The 20,910-nt window shown below is 74.4% G+C and carries 15 protein-coding genes and 1 pseudogene; 9 read left to right on the forward strand and 7 right to left on the reverse strand.

Features of this window, described 5'->3' with window-relative positions:
- The first annotated feature begins 10 nt into the window (after positions 1–10).
- The 5 genes from ACFYU0_RS13740 (at position 11) to ACFYU0_RS13760 (ending at position 5,416) form a co-directional block, all read left to right on the forward strand.
- Positions 11–1,405, forward strand: a complete 1,395-nt coding sequence (locus tag ACFYU0_RS13740) for a sensor histidine kinase (RefSeq protein ID WP_389300614.1) — start codon at positions 11–13, stop codon at positions 1,403–1,405.
- Positions 1,402–2,082, forward strand: coding sequence for a response regulator transcription factor (locus ACFYU0_RS13745; protein ID WP_351667476.1), 681 nt, complete (start codon positions 1,402–1,404; stop codon positions 2,080–2,082). Before ACFYU0_RS13740 ends, ACFYU0_RS13745 begins: the two co-directional genes overlap by 4 nt.
- A gap of 91 nt (positions 2,083–2,173) precedes the next feature.
- Positions 2,174–3,514: a histidine kinase gene (locus ACFYU0_RS13750; protein ID WP_389300617.1), complete on the forward strand. Its 1,341-nt coding sequence runs from the start codon at positions 2,174–2,176 to the stop codon at positions 3,512–3,514.
- A complete protein-coding gene (locus ACFYU0_RS13755) occupies positions 3,511–4,176 on the forward strand; it encodes a response regulator (protein ID WP_389300621.1) in 666 nt (221 codons plus the stop codon). The genes ACFYU0_RS13750 and ACFYU0_RS13755 overlap by 4 nt, the downstream gene beginning before the upstream one ends.
- A 19-nt stretch (positions 4,177–4,195) precedes the next feature.
- Complete coding sequence (locus ACFYU0_RS13760; RefSeq protein ID WP_389300624.1) at positions 4,196–5,416, forward strand: cytochrome P450; 1,221 nt, start codon at positions 4,196–4,198, stop codon at positions 5,414–5,416.
- A gap of 12 nt (positions 5,417–5,428) precedes the next feature.
- Here ACFYU0_RS13760 and ACFYU0_RS13765 read toward each other — a convergent pair whose 3' ends face one another.
- Together ACFYU0_RS13765 and ACFYU0_RS13770 are read right to left on the reverse strand one after the other, a co-directional pair.
- The gene (locus tag ACFYU0_RS13765; protein WP_389300626.1) at positions 5,429–7,030 is read right to left on the reverse strand and encodes an ABC transporter permease; all 1,602 of its coding nucleotides are present in this window, start codon (positions 7,028–7,030) and stop codon (positions 5,429–5,431) included.
- Positions 7,027–7,956: an ATP-binding cassette domain-containing protein gene (locus ACFYU0_RS13770; protein WP_389300629.1), complete on the reverse strand. Its 930-nt coding sequence runs from the start codon at positions 7,954–7,956 to the stop codon at positions 7,027–7,029. Before ACFYU0_RS13770 ends, ACFYU0_RS13765 begins: the two co-directional genes overlap by 4 nt.
- 113 nt (positions 7,957–8,069) lie before the next feature.
- On the opposite strand from ACFYU0_RS13770, the gene ACFYU0_RS13775 reads away from it, so the two are divergent.
- Positions 8,070–8,612 (forward strand): GbsR/MarR family transcriptional regulator, encoded by a 543-nt coding sequence (locus ACFYU0_RS13775; protein ID WP_389300632.1) that lies wholly within the window; start codon positions 8,070–8,072, stop codon positions 8,610–8,612.
- Between the two features lie 260 nt (positions 8,613–8,872).
- Here ACFYU0_RS13775 and ACFYU0_RS13780 read toward each other — a convergent pair whose 3' ends face one another.
- Positions 8,873–9,721, reverse strand: a complete 849-nt coding sequence (locus ACFYU0_RS13780; RefSeq protein WP_351667469.1) for a diacylglycerol kinase — start codon at positions 9,719–9,721, stop codon at positions 8,873–8,875.
- A 195-nt stretch (positions 9,722–9,916) separates the two neighbouring features.
- Between ACFYU0_RS13780 and ACFYU0_RS13785 the strand changes: the two genes are divergently transcribed.
- Entirely contained in the window at positions 9,917–11,200 is a 1,284-nt protein-coding gene (locus ACFYU0_RS13785) for an adenylosuccinate synthase (protein WP_351667468.1), read from the forward strand.
- 117 nt (positions 11,201–11,317) lie between these two features.
- Here ACFYU0_RS13785 and ACFYU0_RS13790 read toward each other — a convergent pair whose 3' ends face one another.
- The 4 genes from ACFYU0_RS13790 to ACFYU0_RS13805 all read right to left on the reverse strand — a co-directional run bounded on the left by ACFYU0_RS13790 (position 11,318) and on the right by ACFYU0_RS13805 (position 16,317).
- Entirely contained in the window at positions 11,318–13,267 is a 1,950-nt protein-coding gene (locus ACFYU0_RS13790) for a protein kinase (RefSeq protein ID WP_389300636.1), read from the reverse strand.
- Between the two features lie 99 nt (positions 13,268–13,366).
- Positions 13,367–14,017, reverse strand: a complete 651-nt coding sequence (locus ACFYU0_RS13795; RefSeq protein WP_143629802.1) for a hypothetical protein — start codon at positions 14,015–14,017, stop codon at positions 13,367–13,369.
- 140 nt (positions 14,018–14,157) lie between these two features.
- Entirely contained in the window at positions 14,158–14,850 is a 693-nt protein-coding gene (locus ACFYU0_RS13800) for a GntR family transcriptional regulator (RefSeq protein WP_351667465.1), read from the reverse strand.
- Between the two features lie 111 nt (positions 14,851–14,961).
- Positions 14,962–16,317, reverse strand: coding sequence for an aspartate aminotransferase family protein (locus ACFYU0_RS13805; RefSeq protein WP_389300640.1), 1,356 nt, complete (start codon positions 16,315–16,317; stop codon positions 14,962–14,964).
- 226 nt (positions 16,318–16,543) lie between these two features.
- Between ACFYU0_RS13805 and ACFYU0_RS13810 the strand changes: the two are divergent.
- Positions 16,544–17,465, forward strand: a pseudogene (locus ACFYU0_RS13810) (serine/threonine-protein kinase); the annotation flags it as partial.
- A 1,917-nt stretch (positions 17,466–19,382) separates the two neighbouring features.
- On the forward strand, positions 19,383–20,909 hold the full coding sequence (locus tag ACFYU0_RS13815) for a substrate-binding domain-containing protein (protein ID WP_389300643.1): 1,527 nt from the start codon (positions 19,383–19,385) through the stop codon (positions 20,907–20,909).
- Position 20,910: the final 1 nt, after the last annotated feature.

The raw sequence follows: 20,910 nt of genomic DNA on the forward strand, positions 1-20,910 counted from the left end.
GGTGGACCGCGTGACGGAGACGGGGGGCCGCCGGAGCCCGGTGCTGCTCGCGGACCGGTGGCGGCGCCGGATACGGGTGCTGCACGGCGACCTGTGGGACTTCCGCCCGGATCCGCTGCCCGTATCGGTGTGGCTGCGCTGGCTGCCGCACGGTCTGCTGTGCCTGGCCGCGTTCGGGGTCACCGTCGGCGGCAGCGCGCAGCTCGCGGACAACGGGCACCTGCAGCCCGGAGCGGCCTTCGTGATCGCCCTGGCGCAGGGCGGTGCGATCCTGCTCGCGATGTGGCGGCCCGTCGCGGGCTGGTGGCTGTCGACGGCCGGGACCGTGGTGGGCGCGGCGGCGGTGCGCGGCAGGCTGGACCTGGTGCCGGGCGTGACGTTCACCTGGCCCTGGACCGCGGCCGGCATCGTCGCCCACCTGCTCGTCCTGCTGCTGCTCGCGCTGCGCGTGCGCCCCCGGGTCTCGGCCGAGGCGCTGGCCCTGACCGCACTGGTCACCTGGTTCCTGCAGGGCGTGTGGGGCGGCTCGCACTACCAGCCCACCGGAGTCCTCGCCGTCGTCCTGTCCGCGGTCGTCGTGGTGCTCGGCGCCGCCCTGCGCGACCGCCGCGTGGCCCGCGCGGAACTCGTCGAGCAGACCTCCCAGACCTCCGAGGAGCGGGCCCGCCGCACCCTGCTGGAGGAGCGCAGCCGCATCGCCCGGGAACTGCACGACGTGGTCGCGCACCACATGTCGGTCATCTCCATCCAGGCGCAGGTCGCCCCGCATCTCGTCGAGCAGCCGTCCCCGGAGCTGGTCGAGAACCTCGCGGGCATACGGCAGAACGCGCTGGAGGCGCTCACCGAACTGCGCCGGGTGCTCGGCGTGCTCCGGTCGGAGAACCCCGAGGACCCCTACGGCCTCGGCGACCCCGGCACCGGCGCCGCCCCGGACGCCCCCCAGCCGACGCTCGACCGGCTCGGCGCGCTGATCGAGAACACCCGGGCGGCCGGACTGGACGTGACCGCCGAGGTCGGCGGTGCGGCGCGGCCCTGCGCCCCGGGGGTCGAGCTGTCGGCGTACCGGATCGTGCAGGAGGCGCTGAGCAACGCCCTGCGCCACGCGCCGGGTTCGACGGTCCGGGTCGAGGTCGCGCACGGCCCGGACGGGCTGCGGCTGACGGTGGCCAACTCCCGGCCGCGCCGCCCCGTGCCGCCCTCCCCGGGCGCCGGGCACGGGCTGCTCGGCATGCGGGAGCGCGCGGCGATGCTCGGCGGCCACGTCACCGCCGGCCCGGCCCCGGACGGCGGCTTCGCGGTCGCGGCCTTCCTGCCCCGGGACGGCGCCCCGTCCGCCGCCCCGACCGGCGCGCTCGACCGACGCGAGCCGCCCCACCCGTCCACGACAGGAGACCAGACGCCATGACGAGCGGCGCCGGCACCATCCGCGTACTCATAGCCGACGACCAGCAGATGGTCCGGCAGGGCTTCACCGTGCTGCTCGACACCAAGCCCGGCATCCGGGTGGTCGGACAGGCGGTGCACGGTCTCGACGCCATCGCCAAGGTCCGCGAACTGGCCCCCGACGTGGTGCTGATGGACATCCGGATGCCCGAGCTGGGCGGCATCGAGGCGACCCGCCGCATCACCGCCGACCACCCCGATGTCCGGGTCCTGGTGCTGACCACGTTCGACCTGGACGAGTACGTGTACCAGGCGCTGCGCGCGGGGGCCTCCGGCTTCCTGCTGAAGGACGCCTCCGCCGACCAGCTCGCCGAGGCGGTGCGGGTGGTGGCCGCGGGGGACGCGCTGCTCGCCCCGGGCGTCACCCGCCGGCTGATCGCCGAGTTCTCCCGGCTGGACGGCACGCCCCGGCCCCCGCTCATGCGGCGGGTCGGCGCCCTGACCGAGCGGGAGACCGAGGTGCTGACGCTGATCGCGCAGGGCCTGTCGAACGCGGAGATCGCCGGGCGGCTGGTGGTGGCCGAGCAGACGGTGAAGACGCACGTGGGCCGGATCCTGGTGAAGCTGGGGCTGCGCGACCGCACCCAGGCGGCCGTCTTCGCCTACGAGTCGGGTCTGGTGCGGCCGTCCGGATACTGAGCCCGGCGGAGCCGTAGTACTTCAGGGGGACGGCCGAGGACCCTTCTGCGAGGTGACGACCGCGGACCCGGCGCGGCCTACCGTTGCCCACGTGACCGAGACGACGCACACGCAGACGACCCCGGCCGGTGGAGCCGAGCGGCCGCGCAGCCCCGAGCGCGAGTTCGCCGGGGACGCCCTGCGCGGCCTGCGGCAGGACCTGTTCGACGACGCCTTCGCCTACCGCCCGCTGCCCCGGACCAGGGCCGTCGGCCGCTCCGGCCGCCCGACGCGGTACTCGGGCTGGACACCGCACGCCGTCGTCGTCGGCCTCGGCGGGCTGGCGATGCTGATCGGGCTGGCGGCCACGAGCGGCTCCGGCCCGGTGTCGCTGCTGTGCGGGCTGCTGGCGCTGGGACCGGTGCTGCTGACCCTGGTGCGTCCGGTGGGCGCCTTCTGGTTCTCCCTCGCCGCGACCACGGTCCTCTCCGTGATCGGCGGGGCGACCGGCATGGACTGGCCGTGGGGACCGGGCAGCTTCGTCTCGCACCTGGTGGTGCTCACGGTGGTGGCGATACGCACCCGCCCGCGCACGGCGGCCTGGATGTGGGTGCTCACCGCGGTCTACGGCTTCCTGACCGACACCCTCCTCGGCTGGAGCCACTACGACACCGACGTGGCGCCGATGCTGATCCTGTCGGCGCTGATCCTGCTGGCGGTCACCGTGCGGCACATCCGCCGGCAGGCCCAGCGCGAGGTGACGGAGGAGCGGACGGTGACCGCGGCGGAGCGCTCCCGGCGCACCCTGCTGGAGGAGCGCACGACCATCGCCCGGGAACTGCACGACGTGGTCGCGCACCACATGTCGGTGGTCGCCATCCAGGCGGAGGCCGCGCCGTACCGGGTGCAGAACCCGCCGGAGGAGCTGGAGAAGGCGTTCGCCACCATCCGGGAGAACGCGGTGGCGGCGCTGACCGAGCTGCGCCGGGTCCTCGGGGTGGTCCGCGCGGAGGACTACGAGGCGCCGGACGCCCCGCAGCCCACCCTCGCGGACCTGGACCGGCTGCTGGCCAACGTGCGGGAGACCGGTCTCGACGTGGAGAAGGCGGTGACCGGCGCGGTGCGCGAACTGCCCCAGGGCGTCGAGCTGTCGGCGTACCGGATCGTGCAGGAGGCGCTGAGCAACGCCCTGCGGCACGCGCCGGGCGCCGGCGCCCGGGTGGAGATCGGGTACGTGCTCGGCGGCCTGGGCCTGCGCGTGGTCAACGGCCCGCCGCCCGCCCCCGGCCTGGTGAAGCCCTCCCCCGGGGCCGGGCACGGCATCACCGGCATGCGGGAGCGTGTCACCATGCTGAGCGGCGAGATGACGGCGGGCCCGACGGCCGACGGGGGCTACGAGGTGACGGTGTTCCTGCCGGTGCCGGCGGACATCGCGATCGAGGGTGGGGCATGACGATCCGCGTGCTGATCGCGGACGACCAGATGATGGTGCGCGAGGGCTTCTCGGTCCTGCTGAACGCGATGCCGGACATCGAGGTCGTCGGCGAGGCCGTCAACGGCCGGGAGGCGGTCGAGCGGGTGCGTGAACTCGCCCCCGACGTGGTGCTGATGGACATCCGCATGCCCGAGCTGAACGGCATCGAGGCCACCCGGGAGATCGTCGCCGCCGACGGGGCGGCGAAGGTGCTGGTGCTGACCACGTTCGACCTGGACGAGTACGTGTACCAGGCGCTGCGCGCGGGGGCCTCCGGCTTCCTGCTCAAGGACGCCTCGGCCCGCCAACTGGCGGACGGTGTACGGGTGGTGGCCTCCGGTGAGGCGCTGCTCGCGCCCTCGGTGACCCGGCGGCTGATCACCGAGTTCTCCCGGCTCGCGGACGCCCCGCGGCTGATGCCGTCGGCGCAGGCGGCGTACGGGGAGCTGACGGAGCGGGAGACGGAGGTGCTGGTCCTGATCGCGCAGGGCCTGTCGAACGCGGAGATCGCCGGGCGGCTGGTGGTGGCCGAGTCGACGATCAAGACCCATGTGAGCCGCATCCTGGTGAAACTGGGCCTGCGGGACCGCACCCAGGCCGCGGTGTTCGCGTACGAGGCGAGGCTGGTCACACCGGGCTGAGCCGGGCTAGCGTCCCTCCATGGCCACTGCCGCGGATCTCGCCTTCGACCCCTGGGACCCCGGGTTCCTCGCCGACCCGTACCCGGCCTACGCCGATCTGCGGGCGCGCGGCCGGGTGTTCCGGTACGAACCGACCGACCAGTGGCTCGTACCGCACCACGCGGACGTCTCCGCGCTGCTGCGCGACCGCCGCCTGGGCCGCACCTACCAGCACCGCTTCTCCCACGAGGAGTTCGGCCGGACCGCGCCCCCGGCGGAGCACGAGCCGTTCCACGTCCTCAACGACCACGGCATGCTCGACCTGGAGCCGCCGGACCACACCCGGATCCGGCGCCTGGTGTCCAAGGCGTTCACCCCGCGCACGGTGGAGCGGCTGCGGCCGTATGTGCGCGGCCTGGCGAACGACCTGGTGGCGCGCCTGGTCGAGGCGGGCGGCGGAGATCTGCTCACGGACGTGGCGGAGCCGCTGCCGGTGGCGGTGATCGCCGAGATGCTGGGCGTCCCGGAGGCGGACCGGGCGAGCCTGCGGCCCTGGTCGGCGGCCATCTGCGGGATGTACGAGCTGAACCCGTCCGAGGAGACGGCGGCGAACGCGGTCCGGGCCTCGCAGGAGTTCTCCGCGTACCTCGCGGAGCTGATCGCGGACCGCCGCGAGCGGCCCGGCGAGGACCTGATCTCGGGCCTGATCGCGGCGCACGACGAGGGCGACCGGCTGACCGAGCAGGAGATGATCTCCACGGCGGTGCTGCTGCTCAACGCCGGCCACGAGGCCACGGTCAACGCCACGGTGAACGGCTGGTGGGCCCTGTTCCGCAACCCCGGCCAGCTGGCGGCCCTGCGCGCCGACCAGTCCCTCGTCCCGTCCGCGATCGAGGAGCTGATGCGCTACGACACCCCGCTCCAGCTCTTCGAGCGCTGGGTGCTGGACGACGTCGAGATCGCCGGGACGGTGATCCCCAGGGGTGCGGAGATCGCCATGCTCTTCGGCTCCGCCAACCACGACCCGGCCGTCTTCACCGACCCGGACCGCCTCGACCTCACCCGCCGGGAAAACCCGCACATCTCCTTCAGCGCGGGCATCCACTACTGCATCGGCGCCCCCCTGGCCCGCATCGAGCTGGCCGCCTCCATGACGGCCCTGCTGGAGCAGGCGCCCACCCTGACCCTGGCGGAAGAGCCGCGCCGCAGGCCGAACTTCGTCATCCGGGGGCTGGAGGGGCTGAACGTGGAGGTGAGGTGAGGCTGGTGCCGCTCAGCCCGCCAGGTCCCGGCGTCGCAGGGCCTCCAGGCCCGTCGCGGTCAGTGCCGCCGCCAGAGCCGTGAGGGTGAGCACCGGGCCCCACTCCATGCCCCCGCCCGGCAGCTTCGGCAGGTGGCCGAAGGGGGAGAGGTCCAGGACGATCCGCGGGGCGTCCAGGGCCGGGCCCACCCAGCCGATCAGCAGGACCGCCACCGCGACCCCCCAGGCGGCCGGCGCGAGCCGCGGGGCCGCGCCGTACAGCAGCACCGCGACCCCGCCGATCACCCACACCGCCGGGAGCTGCACCAGGCAGGCGCCCAGCACCGGCACGACCTCCTTGCCGTAGCCGACGGCGAAGCCCAGGCCCGCCAGGGTCATGATCAGGGCGGAGCCGCCGAAGGCGATCGTCAGATGCCCCGCCGCCCAGCGCAGCCGTCCCACCGCGCACGCCAGCACCGGTTCCGCCCGGCCCGAGGTCTCCTCACCGTGCAGGCGCAGCACCGAGGCCACCGCGAACAGGGCCGCGATCAGGCCGAGCATGCCGGTCATCGACGCCAGGAACGCCTCCGTGAGGCCGCTGTGGCCGCCCATCCGCTCGAAGATCCGCCGGGCGCTGTCGTTGTCGCGGACCAGGCCGGCCGCGCCGTCGGTGAGACCGCCGTACACGACCCCGGCGAGGAAGAAGCCGGCCGACCAGCCGAGCACACCGCCCCGCTGCAGCCGCCGGGCCAGCGCGCCCGCCGTGCCGAGGCGGCCGGCGGCCGGGCCCGGCCGGGTGGGCAGGAAGCTCATGCCGGTGTCCCGGCGCCCGGCGAGCGCGTACGCCACCGCCGCCTGCGCGGCCACCGCCGCCGCGAACAGCGCGAGCACCCACCAGCGTTCGTCCGCGAAGGACCGCAGGTTCTCCAGCCAGCCCAGCGGGGACAGCCAGGTCAGCGGCGAGGAACCGTCGTCGGCCGCCGAGTCGCCCGCCGCGCGCAGCACGAACGCCGCCCCGAGGAGGGCCGCCGTCAGGCCCCGGGCGAGGCGGGCGCTCTCGGTGAGCTGGGCGACGATCGCCGCAAGGGTGGCGAAGACCATGCCGACGCCGGCGAGACCGAGGCCGAAGGCCAGCGCGCCGCCCGCCCCCTGCCCGGCCAGGCCCGCCGTGACCAGCAGCGCCAGGGCCGCGTCGGCGACGGCCGCCGCCAGCAGCGCCGCCGTGAGGGGGGCCCGGCGGCCCACCGCCCCGGACGCCACCAGTTCCTGCCGGCCGCTCTCCTCCTCGTCCCGGGTGTGCCGTACGACGATCAGCATGCTCATCGCGGCGCCGAGCGCGGCGGCGTACACACCCACCCGCCAGGCGGTCAGGGCGCCGACCGAGGTGTCGAAGACCGGGCCGATCAGCGCCCGGAACGAGGCGTTGGTCTCCAGCTGGGTCACCAGGCCGACGCGTTCGGCGGTGGTGCCGTACAGGCTCCGCAGGGTGCCCGGCATGGAGAGGACCATGAGGGCGTTGACCGCGACCCAGACCGGGGTGCTCACCCGGTCCCGGCGCAGCGCGAAGCGCAACAGGGTTCCGGTGCCGGCCAGTTGGCGTGACCGGCCGGAGGCCCGCACCGCGAGGGTGGTCATCGCGCCACCTCGTTCCGTGCGGCGGAGTCGTCGAGTCCGGCAGGCTCGGCCTGGTAGTGCCGCAGGAACAGTTCCTCCAGGGTGGGCGGCGTCGAGGTCAGCGACCGTACGCCCGACGCGCCGAGCTGCCGCAGCACCCCGTCCAGCTTGTCGGTGTCGACCTGGAGCCGCACCCGCCGGCCCCGGACGTCGAGGTCGTGGACGCCGGGCAGGTCCGCAAGGCCGTTCGGCGGGCCGGCGAGTTCGGCGCTGACGCTGGTGCGGGTGAGGTGGCGCAGGTCGGCCAGCGAACCGCTCTCCACGGTGCGGCCGCCCCGGATGATGCTCACCCGGTCGCACAGCTCCTCCACCTCGCTGAGGATGTGCGAGGAGAGCAGGACGGTCCGGCCCCGGTCCCGCTCCTCCTCGACGCACCGCTGGAAGACCTCCTCCATCAGCGGGTCGAGGCCGGAGGTCGGCTCGTCCAGGATCAGCAGGTCCACGTCCGAGGCGAACGCCGCGACCAGGGCGACCTTCTGCCGGTTGCCCTTGGAATAGGTGCGGCCCTTCTTCGTCGGGTCCAGCTCGAACCGCTCGGTCAGCTCCGCGCGCCGTCGCGGGTCCAGGCCCCCGCGCAGCCGCCCGTAGAGGTCGATGACCTCGCCGCCGGACAGATTGCGCCACAGGGTCACGTCGCCGGGGACGTAGGCGATACGGCGGTGCACCTCCACCGCGTCCGCCCACGGGTCGCGGCCCAGCACCCGCGCTGTGCCCGCGTCGGCGCGCAGCAGGCCGAGCAGGACGCGGATGGTGGTGGACTTCCCCGAGCCGTTCGGGCCGAGGAAGCCGTGGACCTCGCCGGTCTCGACCTCCAGGTCCAGGCCGTCCAGCGCGTGCGTACGGCCGAAGGACTTGTGGAGCCCGGAGACCGTGATTGCCTTCGTCATGTTTCGCAACGTACGCTTCTTTCACAAACTTGTGAAGTTAAGGAACCGTATAAACTGCGGGAGTGTGTCGTGAGGGTGCGACGGCGGTGCTGATCAGGGGAGATGATCCGGGGATGACGGAACGGGCGGACAGGGCCGAACGGCCCGGGGCGGCGGACCGGCAGACCTCCCCGGCGCCGGAACGCGACCCGGAGACGGTCTCCCGCTTCGTGGAGCACTTCGCGGCCCAGCTCGTCGAGGCGGGCGTGCCCCGGATGCCGGCCCGGGTCTTCGCCGCGCTGCTCGCGTCCGACTCCGGCACCCTGACCTCGGCCGAGCTCGGCGAGCGGTTGCGCATCAGCCCTGCGGCCGTGTCCGGCGCGGTGCGCTACCTGGCGCAGGTGCACATGGTCTCGCGGGAGCGCGAACCCGGCTCGCGCCGGGAGCGGTACCGGGTGCACGGCGACCAGTGGTACGAGGCCCTGACCAGCCGCGAGGCCGTCATCAAGCGCTGGGAGCACGCCCTGCGGGAGGGCGTGGACAGCCTCGGCGCCGACACCCCGGCCGGGCGCCGGCTCGCCGAGACGCTGGCCTTCTTCGAGTTCGTCGACACCGAGATCGCCGCGATGATGCTCCGCTGGCGCACCCGCCGCGAAGAACTCTTCGGCTCGCAGTGACGCCCAGGGGCCCGCGCCGTCCCCGGCTCCGGGCGACGTCCCGGCCCTGGACCGCCCCCGGCTCCGCTTGACGCCCGGGGCCCTGGTGTCCGGCTCCCTCCGACGCCCAGGGTCTCGGACCGTGTCCGGCTCCGCATGACGCCCAGGGTCCGTACCGTGTCGGGTTTTCCGGTGACGCCCAGGATCTGAACCGGGTCAGACCTGCCCCGGCTCCCTGGGGCCGGACCTTCCCCGGCCTTACGCGACGCCCTTGCCCCGGATCACCCCGGCACCGGCAGAGTCAGGCCCCAGGCTCCCTCGCGTACCGTCCATGTCCGTCTGCGCACGGGGCCCGAGACCACCGCGTCCGCCCGGTAGCGGAAGTCCGCTCCCACGACCGTCACCGTCCGCCCCGCGGCCAGCAGGGGCGAGGCCTGCGCGCCGGGGCCCGGCAGTGGCCGCACCTCCACCGCGGCGGTCCCGCTGTCGCCCGGCGTCACCGACACCGCCTCCACCGGCTGGTCCAGGTCCACCACGGTCTCCCCGTCGACCTCCACCCGCAGCCGGGCGGGACCGGGCGCCGGCACCGCGTCCAGCCGGGCGGGGCGCTGGGCCAGCGTGCGGACCAGCGAGCGGTACCGCGTACGCAGCCAGGGGTGCCCCTCGGCGCCGGCCCCCCGGTTCGCGGCCGCCGCCCGCGCCGGCGGGATGCCCAGCGTGCCCAGCACCACCCCGTCGCTGTCGTCGACCAGCAGGTCGAGCCGCCGCTCGGCGCCCTCCAGCACGGCCCGCGCCGCCGCCACCGGCCCGGCCGGCACGCCCAGCGACTCCGCCAGCGCCGCCTCCCCGACCGGCACCACGGCCAGCGCGCACCCGGTCAGCTCGCGGTGCCGGTGCAGCAGGGTCACCGCGCGCACCAGCGCCCGGTCGTCACCGATCACGACCGGCCGCCGGGAACCCCGTCGGCCCAGTGCCCGGGCGAATTCCTCCGGGCCCTCCGGCAGACACACCTTGGTGGTCGCACCCGCGCTGAGCACGTCTTTCGCGATCCGAACGGACTCGCCGTCCCCCTGCCGTGCCGCCGGATCGATGATCACCAGCAGCTGATCGGACGTCGCGAAAGTCGCCACCTCGGTCCTGCCTCGCTTCCTCGGGTAGCATCTTTGTGCAAGAGCCCCTTGCGCTATTGCGCCAGGGGCTTCGTCTATTCCGGGGCATCCGGTCCGACGGTCGTGCGACCAAAGGCGGTCGCGGGTATGCGGCGGTGCACCTTACGCCCACGCCTCCGACCATGGACATGCCCCGCCCGGAAGGGGTGTACGCGCGTGCCCGCACTTGTGCTGCTCGGTGCTCAGTGGGGTGACGAAGGCAAGGGGAAGGCGACCGACCTGCTCGGTGGCTCGGTGGACTATGTAGTGCGATACCAGGGCGGCAACAACGCCGGCCACACGGTCGTCGTCGGCGACCAGAAGTATGCACTCCACCTCCTCCCTTCCGGAATCCTCTCGCCCGGCTGTACGCCGGTCATCGGTAACGGCGTCGTTGTCGACCCGTCGGTCCTGCTCTCCGAGCTGAGCGGTCTGAACGAGCGTGGCGTCGACACGTCCAAGCTCCTGATCAGCGGTAACGCGCACATCATCACGCCGTACAACGTGACCGTCGACAAGGTGACGGAACGCTTCCTCGGCAAGCGCAAGATCGGCACGACCGGCCGCGGCATCGGCCCGACCTACGCGGACAAGATCAACCGCGTGGGCATCCGGGTCCAGGACCTGTACGACGAGTCGATCCTGACCCAGAAGGTCGAGGCGGCGCTCGACGCCAAGAACCAGATCCTCACCAAGCTCTACAACCGCCGCGCGATCGCCGCCGGCCAGGTGGTCGAGGAGCTGCTGGGCTACGCCGAGCAGATCAAGCCGTACGTCGCCGACACCGTCCTGGTCCTCAACCAGGCGCTGGAGGACGACAAGGTGGTCCTCTTCGAGGGCGGTCAGGGCACGCTGCTGGACATCGACCACGGCACGTACCCCTTCGTCACCTCGTCGAACCCGACCGCGGGCGGCGCCTGCACGGGCGCCGGCGTGGGCCCGACGAAGATCAGCCGGGTGATCGGCATCCTCAAGGCGTACACGACCCGTGTCGGCGCCGGCCCGTTCCCGACGGAGCTCCTGGACGAGGACGGCGAGGCGCTGCGCCGCATCGGCGGCGAGCGGGGCGTGACCACCGGCCGCGACCGCCGCTGCGGCTGGTTCGACGCGGTCATCGCCCGCTACGCGACCCGGGTCAACGGCCTGACCGACTTCTTCCTCACCAAGCTGGACGTCCTCACCGGCTGGGAGCAGATCCCGGTCTGCGTGGCCTACGAGATCGACGGCAAGCGGGTCGAGGAACTGCCCTACTCGCAGTCCGACTTCCACCACGCGAAGCCGGTCTACGAGACCCTGCCCGGCTGGTCCGAGGACATCACCAAGGCGAAGTCCTTCTCCGACCTGCCGAAGAACGCCCAGAACTACGTCAAGGCGCTGGAGGAGATGTCCGGCGCCCCGATCTCCGCGATCGGCGTGGGCCCGGGCCGGACCGAGACGATCGAGATCAACTCATTCCTCTAGGCGTCCGTTTCCCGGGATCCGGGATCCGGCGGGACGGCCGGCGCGGGGAGACCCGCCCGGCCGTTCCGCCTTTCACGGGGCGTCCCGCGGCCCGGCCGGACCGCGAGGCGCCCCCGGTCAGCGACGGCGCCGCAGGGCCAGCGTGGTCCGCTCGGCGTCGGAGTGGCGGGTGAGGGTCGCGGCGGCGCCGGCGCCGTGGACGGTGTAGGCGTACGCGACGGACGCCGACCGGCACGACGGGTCCGAGCGGGTCGGGATCACCTGGGCGCCGGTGGTGGCGATCGTGGTCCGGTGGGCCTCCAGGAGCGCCGCTTCCCACTCGCAGTGCCGCCCGCCGCGCTCGTCGGTGCCGTGGACGGCGAGCATGCTCCGCTCACCGTCGTCGATCCTGATCCGGAGTCCGCCGTCCGCGGTGTACCAGTCGCCGCGCAGGGCGTCCCCCACGAAGGTGGACTCGGGGACCCGCCTCAGGCCGTAGGACGTGCCCCGGCTGTCCCAGGACATCTCCTGGTTCTGGCCGGCGACGAGCCGCATGGTGTCCGGCACCCCGCAGTCGCCCTCGCCGCTGCGGTTCGTCCCGATCTCGCGCATCCGGAACCCGCCGAGCACCAGCTTCTCCTCCGACCGGGACCGCACCGTCGCCACGCCCGCGCAGAGCCTGTCGCGGGAGGCGGCGACGACGGTGGCGCCCGGCCGCCCCGTGCGGGCGCCCCGCACGAAGCTGAGCCGCATGCTGAACAGCGGCGCGTCCTCCTCCTCGGTGACGCTCCAGGAGCCGTCGAAGACGTAGTAGCCCGGCGCCCGTTCGGGCGGCCCGTCACCCAGTGCCGACCAGGGCGCCGCCATCAGTGCGGGCAGGACGAAGTACCCGCCGGTCACCACGGACAGCACGGCGAGGACGGGCAGCAGCGTGCCCGCCGCCCGCCGCCCGGCCCGAGCGGTCAGGGACGGCGCGGGCGCCGCCACCACCTGGGGCGGGGCGATACCGGCCTCCGGGGCGTCCAGCGGGTCGCGCCGGCTCCCGCTGTCCCGGAGGTCGTCGAGCGAGTCGGGAAGCTCCGGGAACTCCGGGAACTCCTGGAACTCCGGGTGGCCGGGTGACTCCGGGAGGTCCGGGCCGCCGGTTGGCTCCGGGACCGCCTCCTCGCGGCGCGGGGTGTCCGGCAACGGCTGCGCCGCCACCCGGTCGAGTCGGGCCAGCAGCGACGCGGGCAGCCAGGCGCCGGTGGGGGCGCGCCGGGTCAGGGAGATCAGCTCGCGGACCGTCGGCCGGTCGCCCGGCCGCTTGGCCAGGCAGTGCCGGACGAGATCCGCGATCGCCTCCGGCACGCCGGTCAGGTCGGGTTCCTCGTAGGCGATGCGGAACAGCAGCGCGTGCACCCCGCCCTCGCCGCCCCGGCGCTGGAACGGCGAACGGCCGGTGGCCGCGTAGGCCAGGACCCCGCCCAGGCCGAACACGTCGCCGGCCGGGCTGACCCGCTCGCCCCTGACCTGCTCCGGGGACATGAACTCGGGCGTGCCGACGAGGGTCCCGGTACGGGTGAGCGTGGAGTCGGCGGTGCCGTCCAGGGCGTGGGCCAGCCCGAAGTCGATGACCCGCGGCCCGTCGACGGTGAGCAGGATGTTGGACGGCTTGAGGTCGCGGTGGACGAGCCCGGCGCCGTGGATGGCGTCCAGGGCCTGCGCCAGCCGGTGGGCGAGCACGTGCGCGGAGGCGGAGGGCAGCGCTCCGAAGTCGCCGCGCACGACGGCCCGCAGGGTGGGTCCGGGCACGTACTCGGTGGCCACCCAGGGCTGTTCGGCGTCCGTGTCCGCGTCGAGCACCCGGGCCGTCCATGCCCCGCTCACCCGCCGGGCCGCCGCCACCTCCCGTCCGAAGCGCCGCCGGAACTCCGTCTCCTCCCCGTCGGCGTCGGTGCGGATCAGCTTGACGGCGACAGTCTCCGCGTGGGCGCCGGCGCCGGCCTCCCGTGCGAGGTAGACCCGTCCCATGCCGCCGGCGCCGAGGCGGGCGATCAGGCGGTAGGGGCCTATGGACGAGGGGTCGTCGTGGGCCAGGGGCTGCATGGTCCGCGATCATTCCAGACGGCGGCCGGGACCCGGACGGTCCCCGGGGGCCCACGCCCCGGTGGGCGCGGGACGCGGGCCCGGGGACGACGCGAATCCTCAGCTGAACACGATCATCGAGCCCTGGGCCAGCGACCGGGTCGCCGCCGCGTGCAGGCCCAGCCACACGTGCCGTTCGCGGGCGAAGGGGCTGGGGTCGTACGGCGCGGGGACGGCCGGCTCCTCCAGCTCCGTGGGGGCGGCGGGGGGCTCCGGCGCGGCCGGGGGGTTGGCCGGGTCGATGCCGATCGACGGGGCCACGTGCTCCAGCTCGCGCAGCAGGCTCTGCGAGGAGCCCAGCGGGCCGCCGCCGGCCAGGAGTTCGTCGTTGGACAGCGGGTGCGGGAAGTCGACGGGGACGTACGCGCCCGCGTGGTCGTAGTGCCACACCAGGTGGGACTGCTGGGCCGTCGACTCGAACATCTCCAGCAACTGCTCGTAGTCGCCTCCGAGTTCGTCCACCGGGGTCACCGGCAGCCCGCAGACCTGGAGCAGGTAGGCCCGCCGCAGGAAGTGCAGCGCGTCGTAGTCGAAGCCGGCCACCGGGGCGACCTCGCCGGACAGGCCCGGCATGTACTGGTACACCGGCACCGGCGGGAGCCCGGCCGCGGCCAGCGCGTCGTTGTAGTGCGCGAGTTCCTCGGCGAACGGGTTGTCCGGGGTGTGGCACAACACGTCCACGAGCGGTACCAGCCACAGGTCACAGGCCAAAGAGAGCTCCTCGCATCGGCAGGCGCGTGTCTCACGCACGGCAGCGGGTGGTCAGGGAAGGGTAGTCGGTGCGGGGCGGCCACGGCCCCTGTCGTGCGGGTCCCATACCCGGCGCTCACCGTGGAGTCCCCGCGTCCGCGTCATTCCGGCGGCAGCCGTTCCAGCAGGGCCAGCGAGTGGGCGTTGGCGGCGGCGACGATCTCCTGGGCGGCCCGGGCCTCGCGGCGGGCCAGCGCGTCGACGAGTTCGGTGTGCCCGGCCCACAGCCGGCCCCGGACGTCCGGCAGCCGGCGCAGGTGCTGCACCGCGCACACCCACGACTGCACGCGCAGCCGGTGCAGGAAGTCGGCGAGGTAGGGGTTGCCGAACAAGCCGCTCAGCTCGCGCCAGAAGCGCAGGTCGTAGCCGATCAGCACGCCGAGGTCGCCGGCCGCGGCGGCGCGCTGCGCCTCCTCGCCGCGGCGGCGCACGGCGGCGAGCGCCGCGACCGTCCGCGGGCTGTCCATGTCGGCGAAGGCGGGGTGGTCGTGGGTCAGCGCCTGGAACATCCCGTCGGTGACCAGGCCGCGGGCCTCGAGCATGCTGCGGTAGTCGGTGAGGGAGTACTCGGGGACCCGGAAGCCCCGGTGCTGGTCGGCCTCCAGGATGCCCTGCGCGGACAGGTCGACCAGCGCCTCGCGGACCGGCGTCGCCGAGACCCCGTACTGGTCGGCGATCTCCTTGACGGTGAACGCCCGGCCCGGGGCGAGGCGGCCCGCCAGCACCTCGTCGCGCAGCGCGTCCGCGATCTGCTGGCGCAGGGTGCTGCGCGTCACGGAGACGTTGCCGGGCATGGTCGGGGCCTCTCTTCACGCGTAAGGGTGACGTACTCGCACGTACTCGCCATTCTTTACGAGCACGTCACCTTACGCGTTCGGATGGTCCCGGCGGCAGCCGCGGAGTGGCTACTCGGTGTACTCGTCGGCCGTGCCCAGCGCCGTGTCCAGGGCCGCGAGGCCCTCCTTCAGCTCGGCCTCGGTCACGTTGCACGGCGGCACCACGTGGGTGCGGTTCATGTTCACGAAGGGCCACAGGCCGTTCCGCTTGGCGGCGGCCGCGAAGGCGGCCATCGGGGCGTTCGCCTCGCCGGCCGCGTTGTACGGCACCAGCGGCTCGCGGGTCTCCCGGTTCTTCACCAGTTCCAGCGCCCAGAACATGCCCGTGCCGCGGACCTCGCCCACGCTCGGGTGCCGCGCGGCCAGCTCGGCCAGGGCCGGGCCGACCACGCTCTCGCCGAGCCGCCGGGCGTTGTCGACGACGCCCTCCTCGGCCATCACGCCGATCGTGGCGACGGCGGCGGCGCAGGCCAGCGGGTGCCCGGAGTAGGTGAGACCGCCGGGGTAGGGCCGCTTGCCGAAGGTCTCGGCGATCTCCGCGGAGATGGCGACGCCGCCGAGCGGCACGTACCCGGAGTTCACGCCCTTGGCGAAGGTCATCAGGTCCGGCACCACGCCGTACAGGTCGGCGGCGAACCACTCGCCGGTCCGCCCGAACCCGGCCATGACCTCGTCCAGGACGAAGACGATGCCGTACTTGTCGCACAGCTCGCGGACGCCGGCCAGGTAGCCGGGCGGCGGCAGCATGATCCCGGCGGTGCCGGGGACGGTCTCCAGGATGATCGCGGCGATCGTGCCCGGCCCCTCGAAGGCGATCGTCGTCTCCAGGTGCTCCAGGGCCCGCGCGGTCTCCTGCTCCTCCGTCTCCGCGTAGAAGCGGGAGCGGTACAGGAACGGCGCCCAGAAGTGGACGACGCCGGCGTTGCCGCTGTCGGAGGGCCAGCGGCGCGGGTCGCCGGTGACGTTCACCGCCTGCTGGGTGCCGCCGTGGTACGAGCGGTACGCCGAGAGCACCTTCGGGCGGCCCGTGTGCAGCCGGGCCATGCGCAGCGCGTGCTCGACGGCGTCCGCGCCGCCGTTGGTGAAGAAGATCTTGTCCAGGTCGCCGGGGGTCCGCTCGGCGATCAGCCGGGCCGCCTCCGAGCGGGCCTCGATCGCGAAGGCGGGCGCGAAGGTCGTCATCCTCGCCGCCTGCTCCTGTATCGCGGCGACGACCTTGGGGTGCTGGTAGCCGATGTTGGTGTAGACGAGCCCGCTGGTGAAGTCCAGGTACCGCTTGCCGTCGTAGTCCCAGAAGTACGACCCCTCGGCGCCGGCCACGGCGAGCGGGTCGATGAGGTCCTGCGCGGACCAGGAGTGGAAGACGTGCGCGCGGTCCGCGGCCTTCACTGCGGCGCCGGCTTCGGGATCAGGCTGAGGGGTCATGCGGCCGAGGGTAGATGGCCCTGCCACGCTCGCGACATCGGCGTCCTGTTCCCTGGCCGCGTGCTTTTCACGACAGGTTGTCGACGTGCGCCGGGTGGTGCGCCCCGGCGGCCGGGGGCGCCCGGGCGGGCTGTTACCGAACCGTGGACGCAGCCCGGCGCGGCTCCCGGCACGCCCGCACTATTCTCGGTCCGTTGCAGACCTATGGGGGGAAGGCGGCGCGGGGATGGACAAGCTCGGACCGGGGGACCCGCGGCAGATCGGGGCGTACCGGCTGCTGGCGCGGCTGGGCGCGGGCGGCATGGGGCAGGTGTTCCTGGCGCGGTCGGACCGGGGCCGTACCGTCGCGGTGAAACTGATCCGCCGGGAACTGGCCGCGCAGGAGGAGTTCCGGGCCCGGTTCCGGCAGGAGGTGGGCTCCGCGCGACGGGTCGGCGGGTACTGGACCGCGCCGGTGCTGGACGCGGACACCGAGGCGCCGGTGCCGTGGGTGGCCACCGGGTATGTCGCCGGGCCGAGCCTGCAGCAGGTCGTCGGGCACGATCACGGGGCGCTGCCCGAGCGGTCGGTGCGCATCCTCGCGGCCGGGCTCGCGCACGCGCTGAAGGACATCCACGCGGCCGGGATCGTCCACCGCGACCTCAAGCCGTCGAACGTGCTGGTGACGATCGACGGGCCGCGCGTGATCGACTTCGGCATCGCGCGGGCGCTGGAGACGCTGGCCGGGGACGGCCTGACCCGGACCGGTTCGCTGGTGGGCTCGCCCGGGTTCATGGCGCCGGAGCAGGTGCGCGGCGACCGGGTCACGCCCGCCTGCGACGTCTTCTGCCTCGGGTCCGTGCTGGCCTACGCGGCGACCGGCGTGCTGCCCTTCGGCGGCGCGAACAGCGGGGTGCACGCCCTGATGTTCCGCATCGCCCAGGAGGAGCCCGACCTCGCGGGGATGCCGGAGGGCATCGCCGACCTGGTCCGCGAGTGCCTGCGCAAGGACCCCGCCGCCCGCCCCTCACTGGACCGCATCCTGGAGCGGACGGGCGCGGAGGACACGGTCTCCGGCGGCCGCTCCCGCGACCCCTGGCTCCCCGGCGCCCTGGTCGCCCAGCTCGGCCGCCACGCGGTCCGCCTCCTGGAGGTCGAGGACCCGCACTCCGGCCCAGACCCGGACCCCCACGACGCGCAGAACGCGGACACGTCCCCGGCCCCGGGCGGCTCTCCGGGCGCGGGACCGCACTCCCGGCCGGGTAGCCCTGGGGCCGCGGGGGCGCACGCGGGTGCCGTTGGCCCGGCGGGCCCGGCCGGCCCGGTGGGTGCGGCCGCTTCGGCGGGTCCGGACGCGGAGGCGGCCGGGGGCGCACCGGCGAGCCCGGGCGCGCCTGCGTCCGGTGGTGCGCCGGTGGGTCCGGGTGCGGACGGCGCTGGTGGAGCGCAGGGTGCGGGCGCAGGCGCCCCAGCGGGTCCAGGTGGCCCGGCGGGTCCGGCTGGGTCGGCCGGCGGGGTGGGACGGGCGGGCCCGGGTGCCCGGGCAGGCGCGGGTGTCCAGGCGGGTCGGGGCGCCCCGAGCGGGGCGCAGGGCTCGCCGGCGGACGCGGGGGAGTCCGAGGGCCCGGGCGGCGCGGGTCGACAGGCGGTCTCAGGCACCCCGGCAGACGGGGGCGCACAAGCGGTTCCGGGCGCCCCGGGCGCGGGGGACCCGGCCGGACCGGCCGCTTCGGTGGGTCGGGGTGCGCAGGCGGGTGCGGGTGTGCAGGCGGGCTCGGGTGTGGGTGGTCCGGCGGGACCGGCCGCCCCGGCGGGTTGGGGTGCCCAAGCAGGCTCGGGCGCCCCAGCGGGTGCGGGTGCGCAGGCGGGCTCGGGTGCGGGTGGTCCGGCGGGACCGGCCGCCCCGGCGGGTCGGGGTGCCCAGGCCGGCTCGGGCAAGGGTGTGCAAGCGGGCCCGGGTGGCCCGGCCGCAGGTGGCCACGGTGAGGCGCAGGGTCCCGGGGCCGGCGAGGGACCCTGGGCGGGGCCGGGCGCCCCAGCGGGCTCGGACGAGCACTCGCCCGTCGCTGACGACGCCCCCGCACCCCCGCCGCCGGGCGGGCCCGGCGGCGGAGGCGCGGCGGTCGGGCATCTGCCGACCCTGGTGGCCGGGCAGATCCCGCCGCCCGGGGCGCCCCCCGCGTACGGCTCGCCCGCTCCGTACGGCTACGGCCATCCGCAGCAGGCCCAGCCGCACCCGCAGTCCCCGCCCGCCGGTTACGGCTATCCGCAGTCCCCGTCCGCCGGCTACGGCTACCCGCAGCAGCCGTACACCCCGTACGGCGGGCTCGGTTCCACCCCGCCCTACGGTCCGCCGCCGTTCGCCGAGCGGCCGGAGCGGGAACGCCCGGGCGGGCGGTCCACCGCGCTGCTCGTCGTGATCGCGCTGGTGGTGGCGCTGGGCGCGGGCGGCTCGGTGTACGCGCTGATGAAGCACGGCGGCGACGACACGGCCGGCGGCACGGTCGGCCCCGCGCCGACCGGCGCCACGAGCGCCCCGCCCGCCACCTCCCCGGCGCCCACGCCGACGCCCTCCGCCTCGGCCTCCGCCGCGGCCGCGGACGGCGCCGTTCCCGCCGCCTACCTCGGCACCTGGGAGACCACCATCGACAACGCGAAGGGCGCCAACACCCGCCGGCTGACCATCGAGCAGGGCGAGGTGGGCGACACGGTCCTCACCCTGGTCGCGGACGGCCCCGGCGACGGCGGCGGCACGTACCACTGCGTCTTCGAGGCGACCCTCGCCGAACAACCGGACGGCGCAGGCCCGTTGGAGATCGGTCCGTCCACGGTGACCAGCGGCGAGCCGATGTCGTCCTGCTCCCCGGGCGAGGCCAGCGAGGTCACCCTGCTCCCGGACGGTCGGCTGAAGCGTGCGAAGGCGAGCGGCGGCGAGAGCCTGACGTATACCAAGCAGTGAGCTGAAGTCCCGTCCGTCACAGAGTCGTTGAACGTTCGGCGAACTTCGGCGGACGTGTCCGGTTCCCGCCCCTCCCCGTGCGTACCGTGACCACACCATCCGACTCCGGTGAGTGGCGGGGGCACCCATGGAGTGGCTGAGCGCGGAGAACGTCGTGGCCGTCGGCACGGCGGTGCTGGGCATCGTCGCGTCCGCCGGCATGGTCTGGTACGAGCGCCGGGTGCCGCGCCGCAAACGGATCGGCTACCGGGTGCAGATGGACAACCCCATAGGCGACGACGTGCGTTCGGGCCGGGCCAACCGCCGGCTCGGCCTCTTCGACGAGGCGCCGGACATGGCCGACGCGACCCTCGTCCTGCTCCGCCTGGAGAACGACGGCTCGCAGGGCATCGACCGCGACGACTACACGGGCCCCGAACGGCACGGTCTGACCGCGGTGTTCACCGACCGCACCGTGCGGGGCGTCTCGGTCACCCAGCCGACCGACACCGACCACCTGATGGACCACTTCACCGCCGAGCGCGGCTTCGGCTACGAGGGCAACACCCTGCGCGTCCCGCGCGTGCCGCTGAACCGGGGAGACCACTTCAAGCTGCTCGTGCTGCTGTCCGGCGGGGACGTGGGCCGGGAGATCCGGGTCGTCGGCGGGATCAGGGACGGCGAGGTCCACCCCAACCGCAGCGCCACACCCGACGACAAACCGCCCCTGTTCAGCCGTGCCTCCCGGTTCATCACCATCATGCTCACGGTGTCCGTGGTGACGCTGGCGGCCATCGTGGTGGCCCGCGACGACACGCCCCCGCCGATCGGCTGCGCCAAGGGCGCGCTGATCGTCGCGGGGTCGACGGCGTTCGCGCCGGTGCTGCGGGAGGTGGCGCGCAAGTACGAGGCGGACTGCGAGGGAGCGGCCGTCACCGTGGACCCGCACGGCTCGACGGCCGGCCTGCGGGAGCTGGAGGCGGCCGGCGCCGAGGCGAAGAAGGGCTCGCCGCCGCTGCTGGCCCTCTCCGACGGGCCGAAGAGCGCCGACATGCCGGAACTGCGGGAGAACCGCGTCGCGCTGTCGGTCTTCGCGCTGGTCGTGAACGACGACGTGGGCCTGAGGAACCTGTCCACGGCCGACGTACGGCGCCTGTACCGGAGCGAGATCCGCGACTGGAGCGAGCTGGGCGGCCGGTCGCTGCCGGTACGGCTGGTCAGCCGGGACGCGGGCTCCGGCACCCGGCAGGTCTTCCAGCGCCGGGTGCTGGGCCGCGGCGAGATCGCCAACTCCTCCGTCGACTGCGTCCACAAGGACGACGCGACGGCCCCGGTGACCCGCTGCGAACTCGACTCCACCGACCAGGTGCTGGCCGAGGTGGCCCGGCTGCCCGGCGCCGTCGGCTACAGCGAGATCAACCTGGCCACCAGGGCCGAGGGCCTCCACGTCCTGGCCCTGGACTCGAACGCCCCTTCCGTGGACGCGATCGAGCACGGCCGCAGCGCCTACCCGTACCGCGAGATCGAGTACGCGTACACCTACGGGCAGCCCCCGGCGGACTCCCTGGCGTCGAGCTTCCTGACCTATCTGACCAGGGGCAACGGGCAGGACGTCATCCGTACCCACGGCCATGTGCCGTGCTGGACGCCCCAGGGCCTGCGGCTCTGCCGGTGAG

The sequence above is a fragment of the Streptomyces sp. NPDC003720 genome, from assembly GCF_042875075.1.
Taxonomy (GTDB): domain Bacteria; phylum Actinomycetota; class Actinomycetes; order Streptomycetales; family Streptomycetaceae; genus Streptomyces.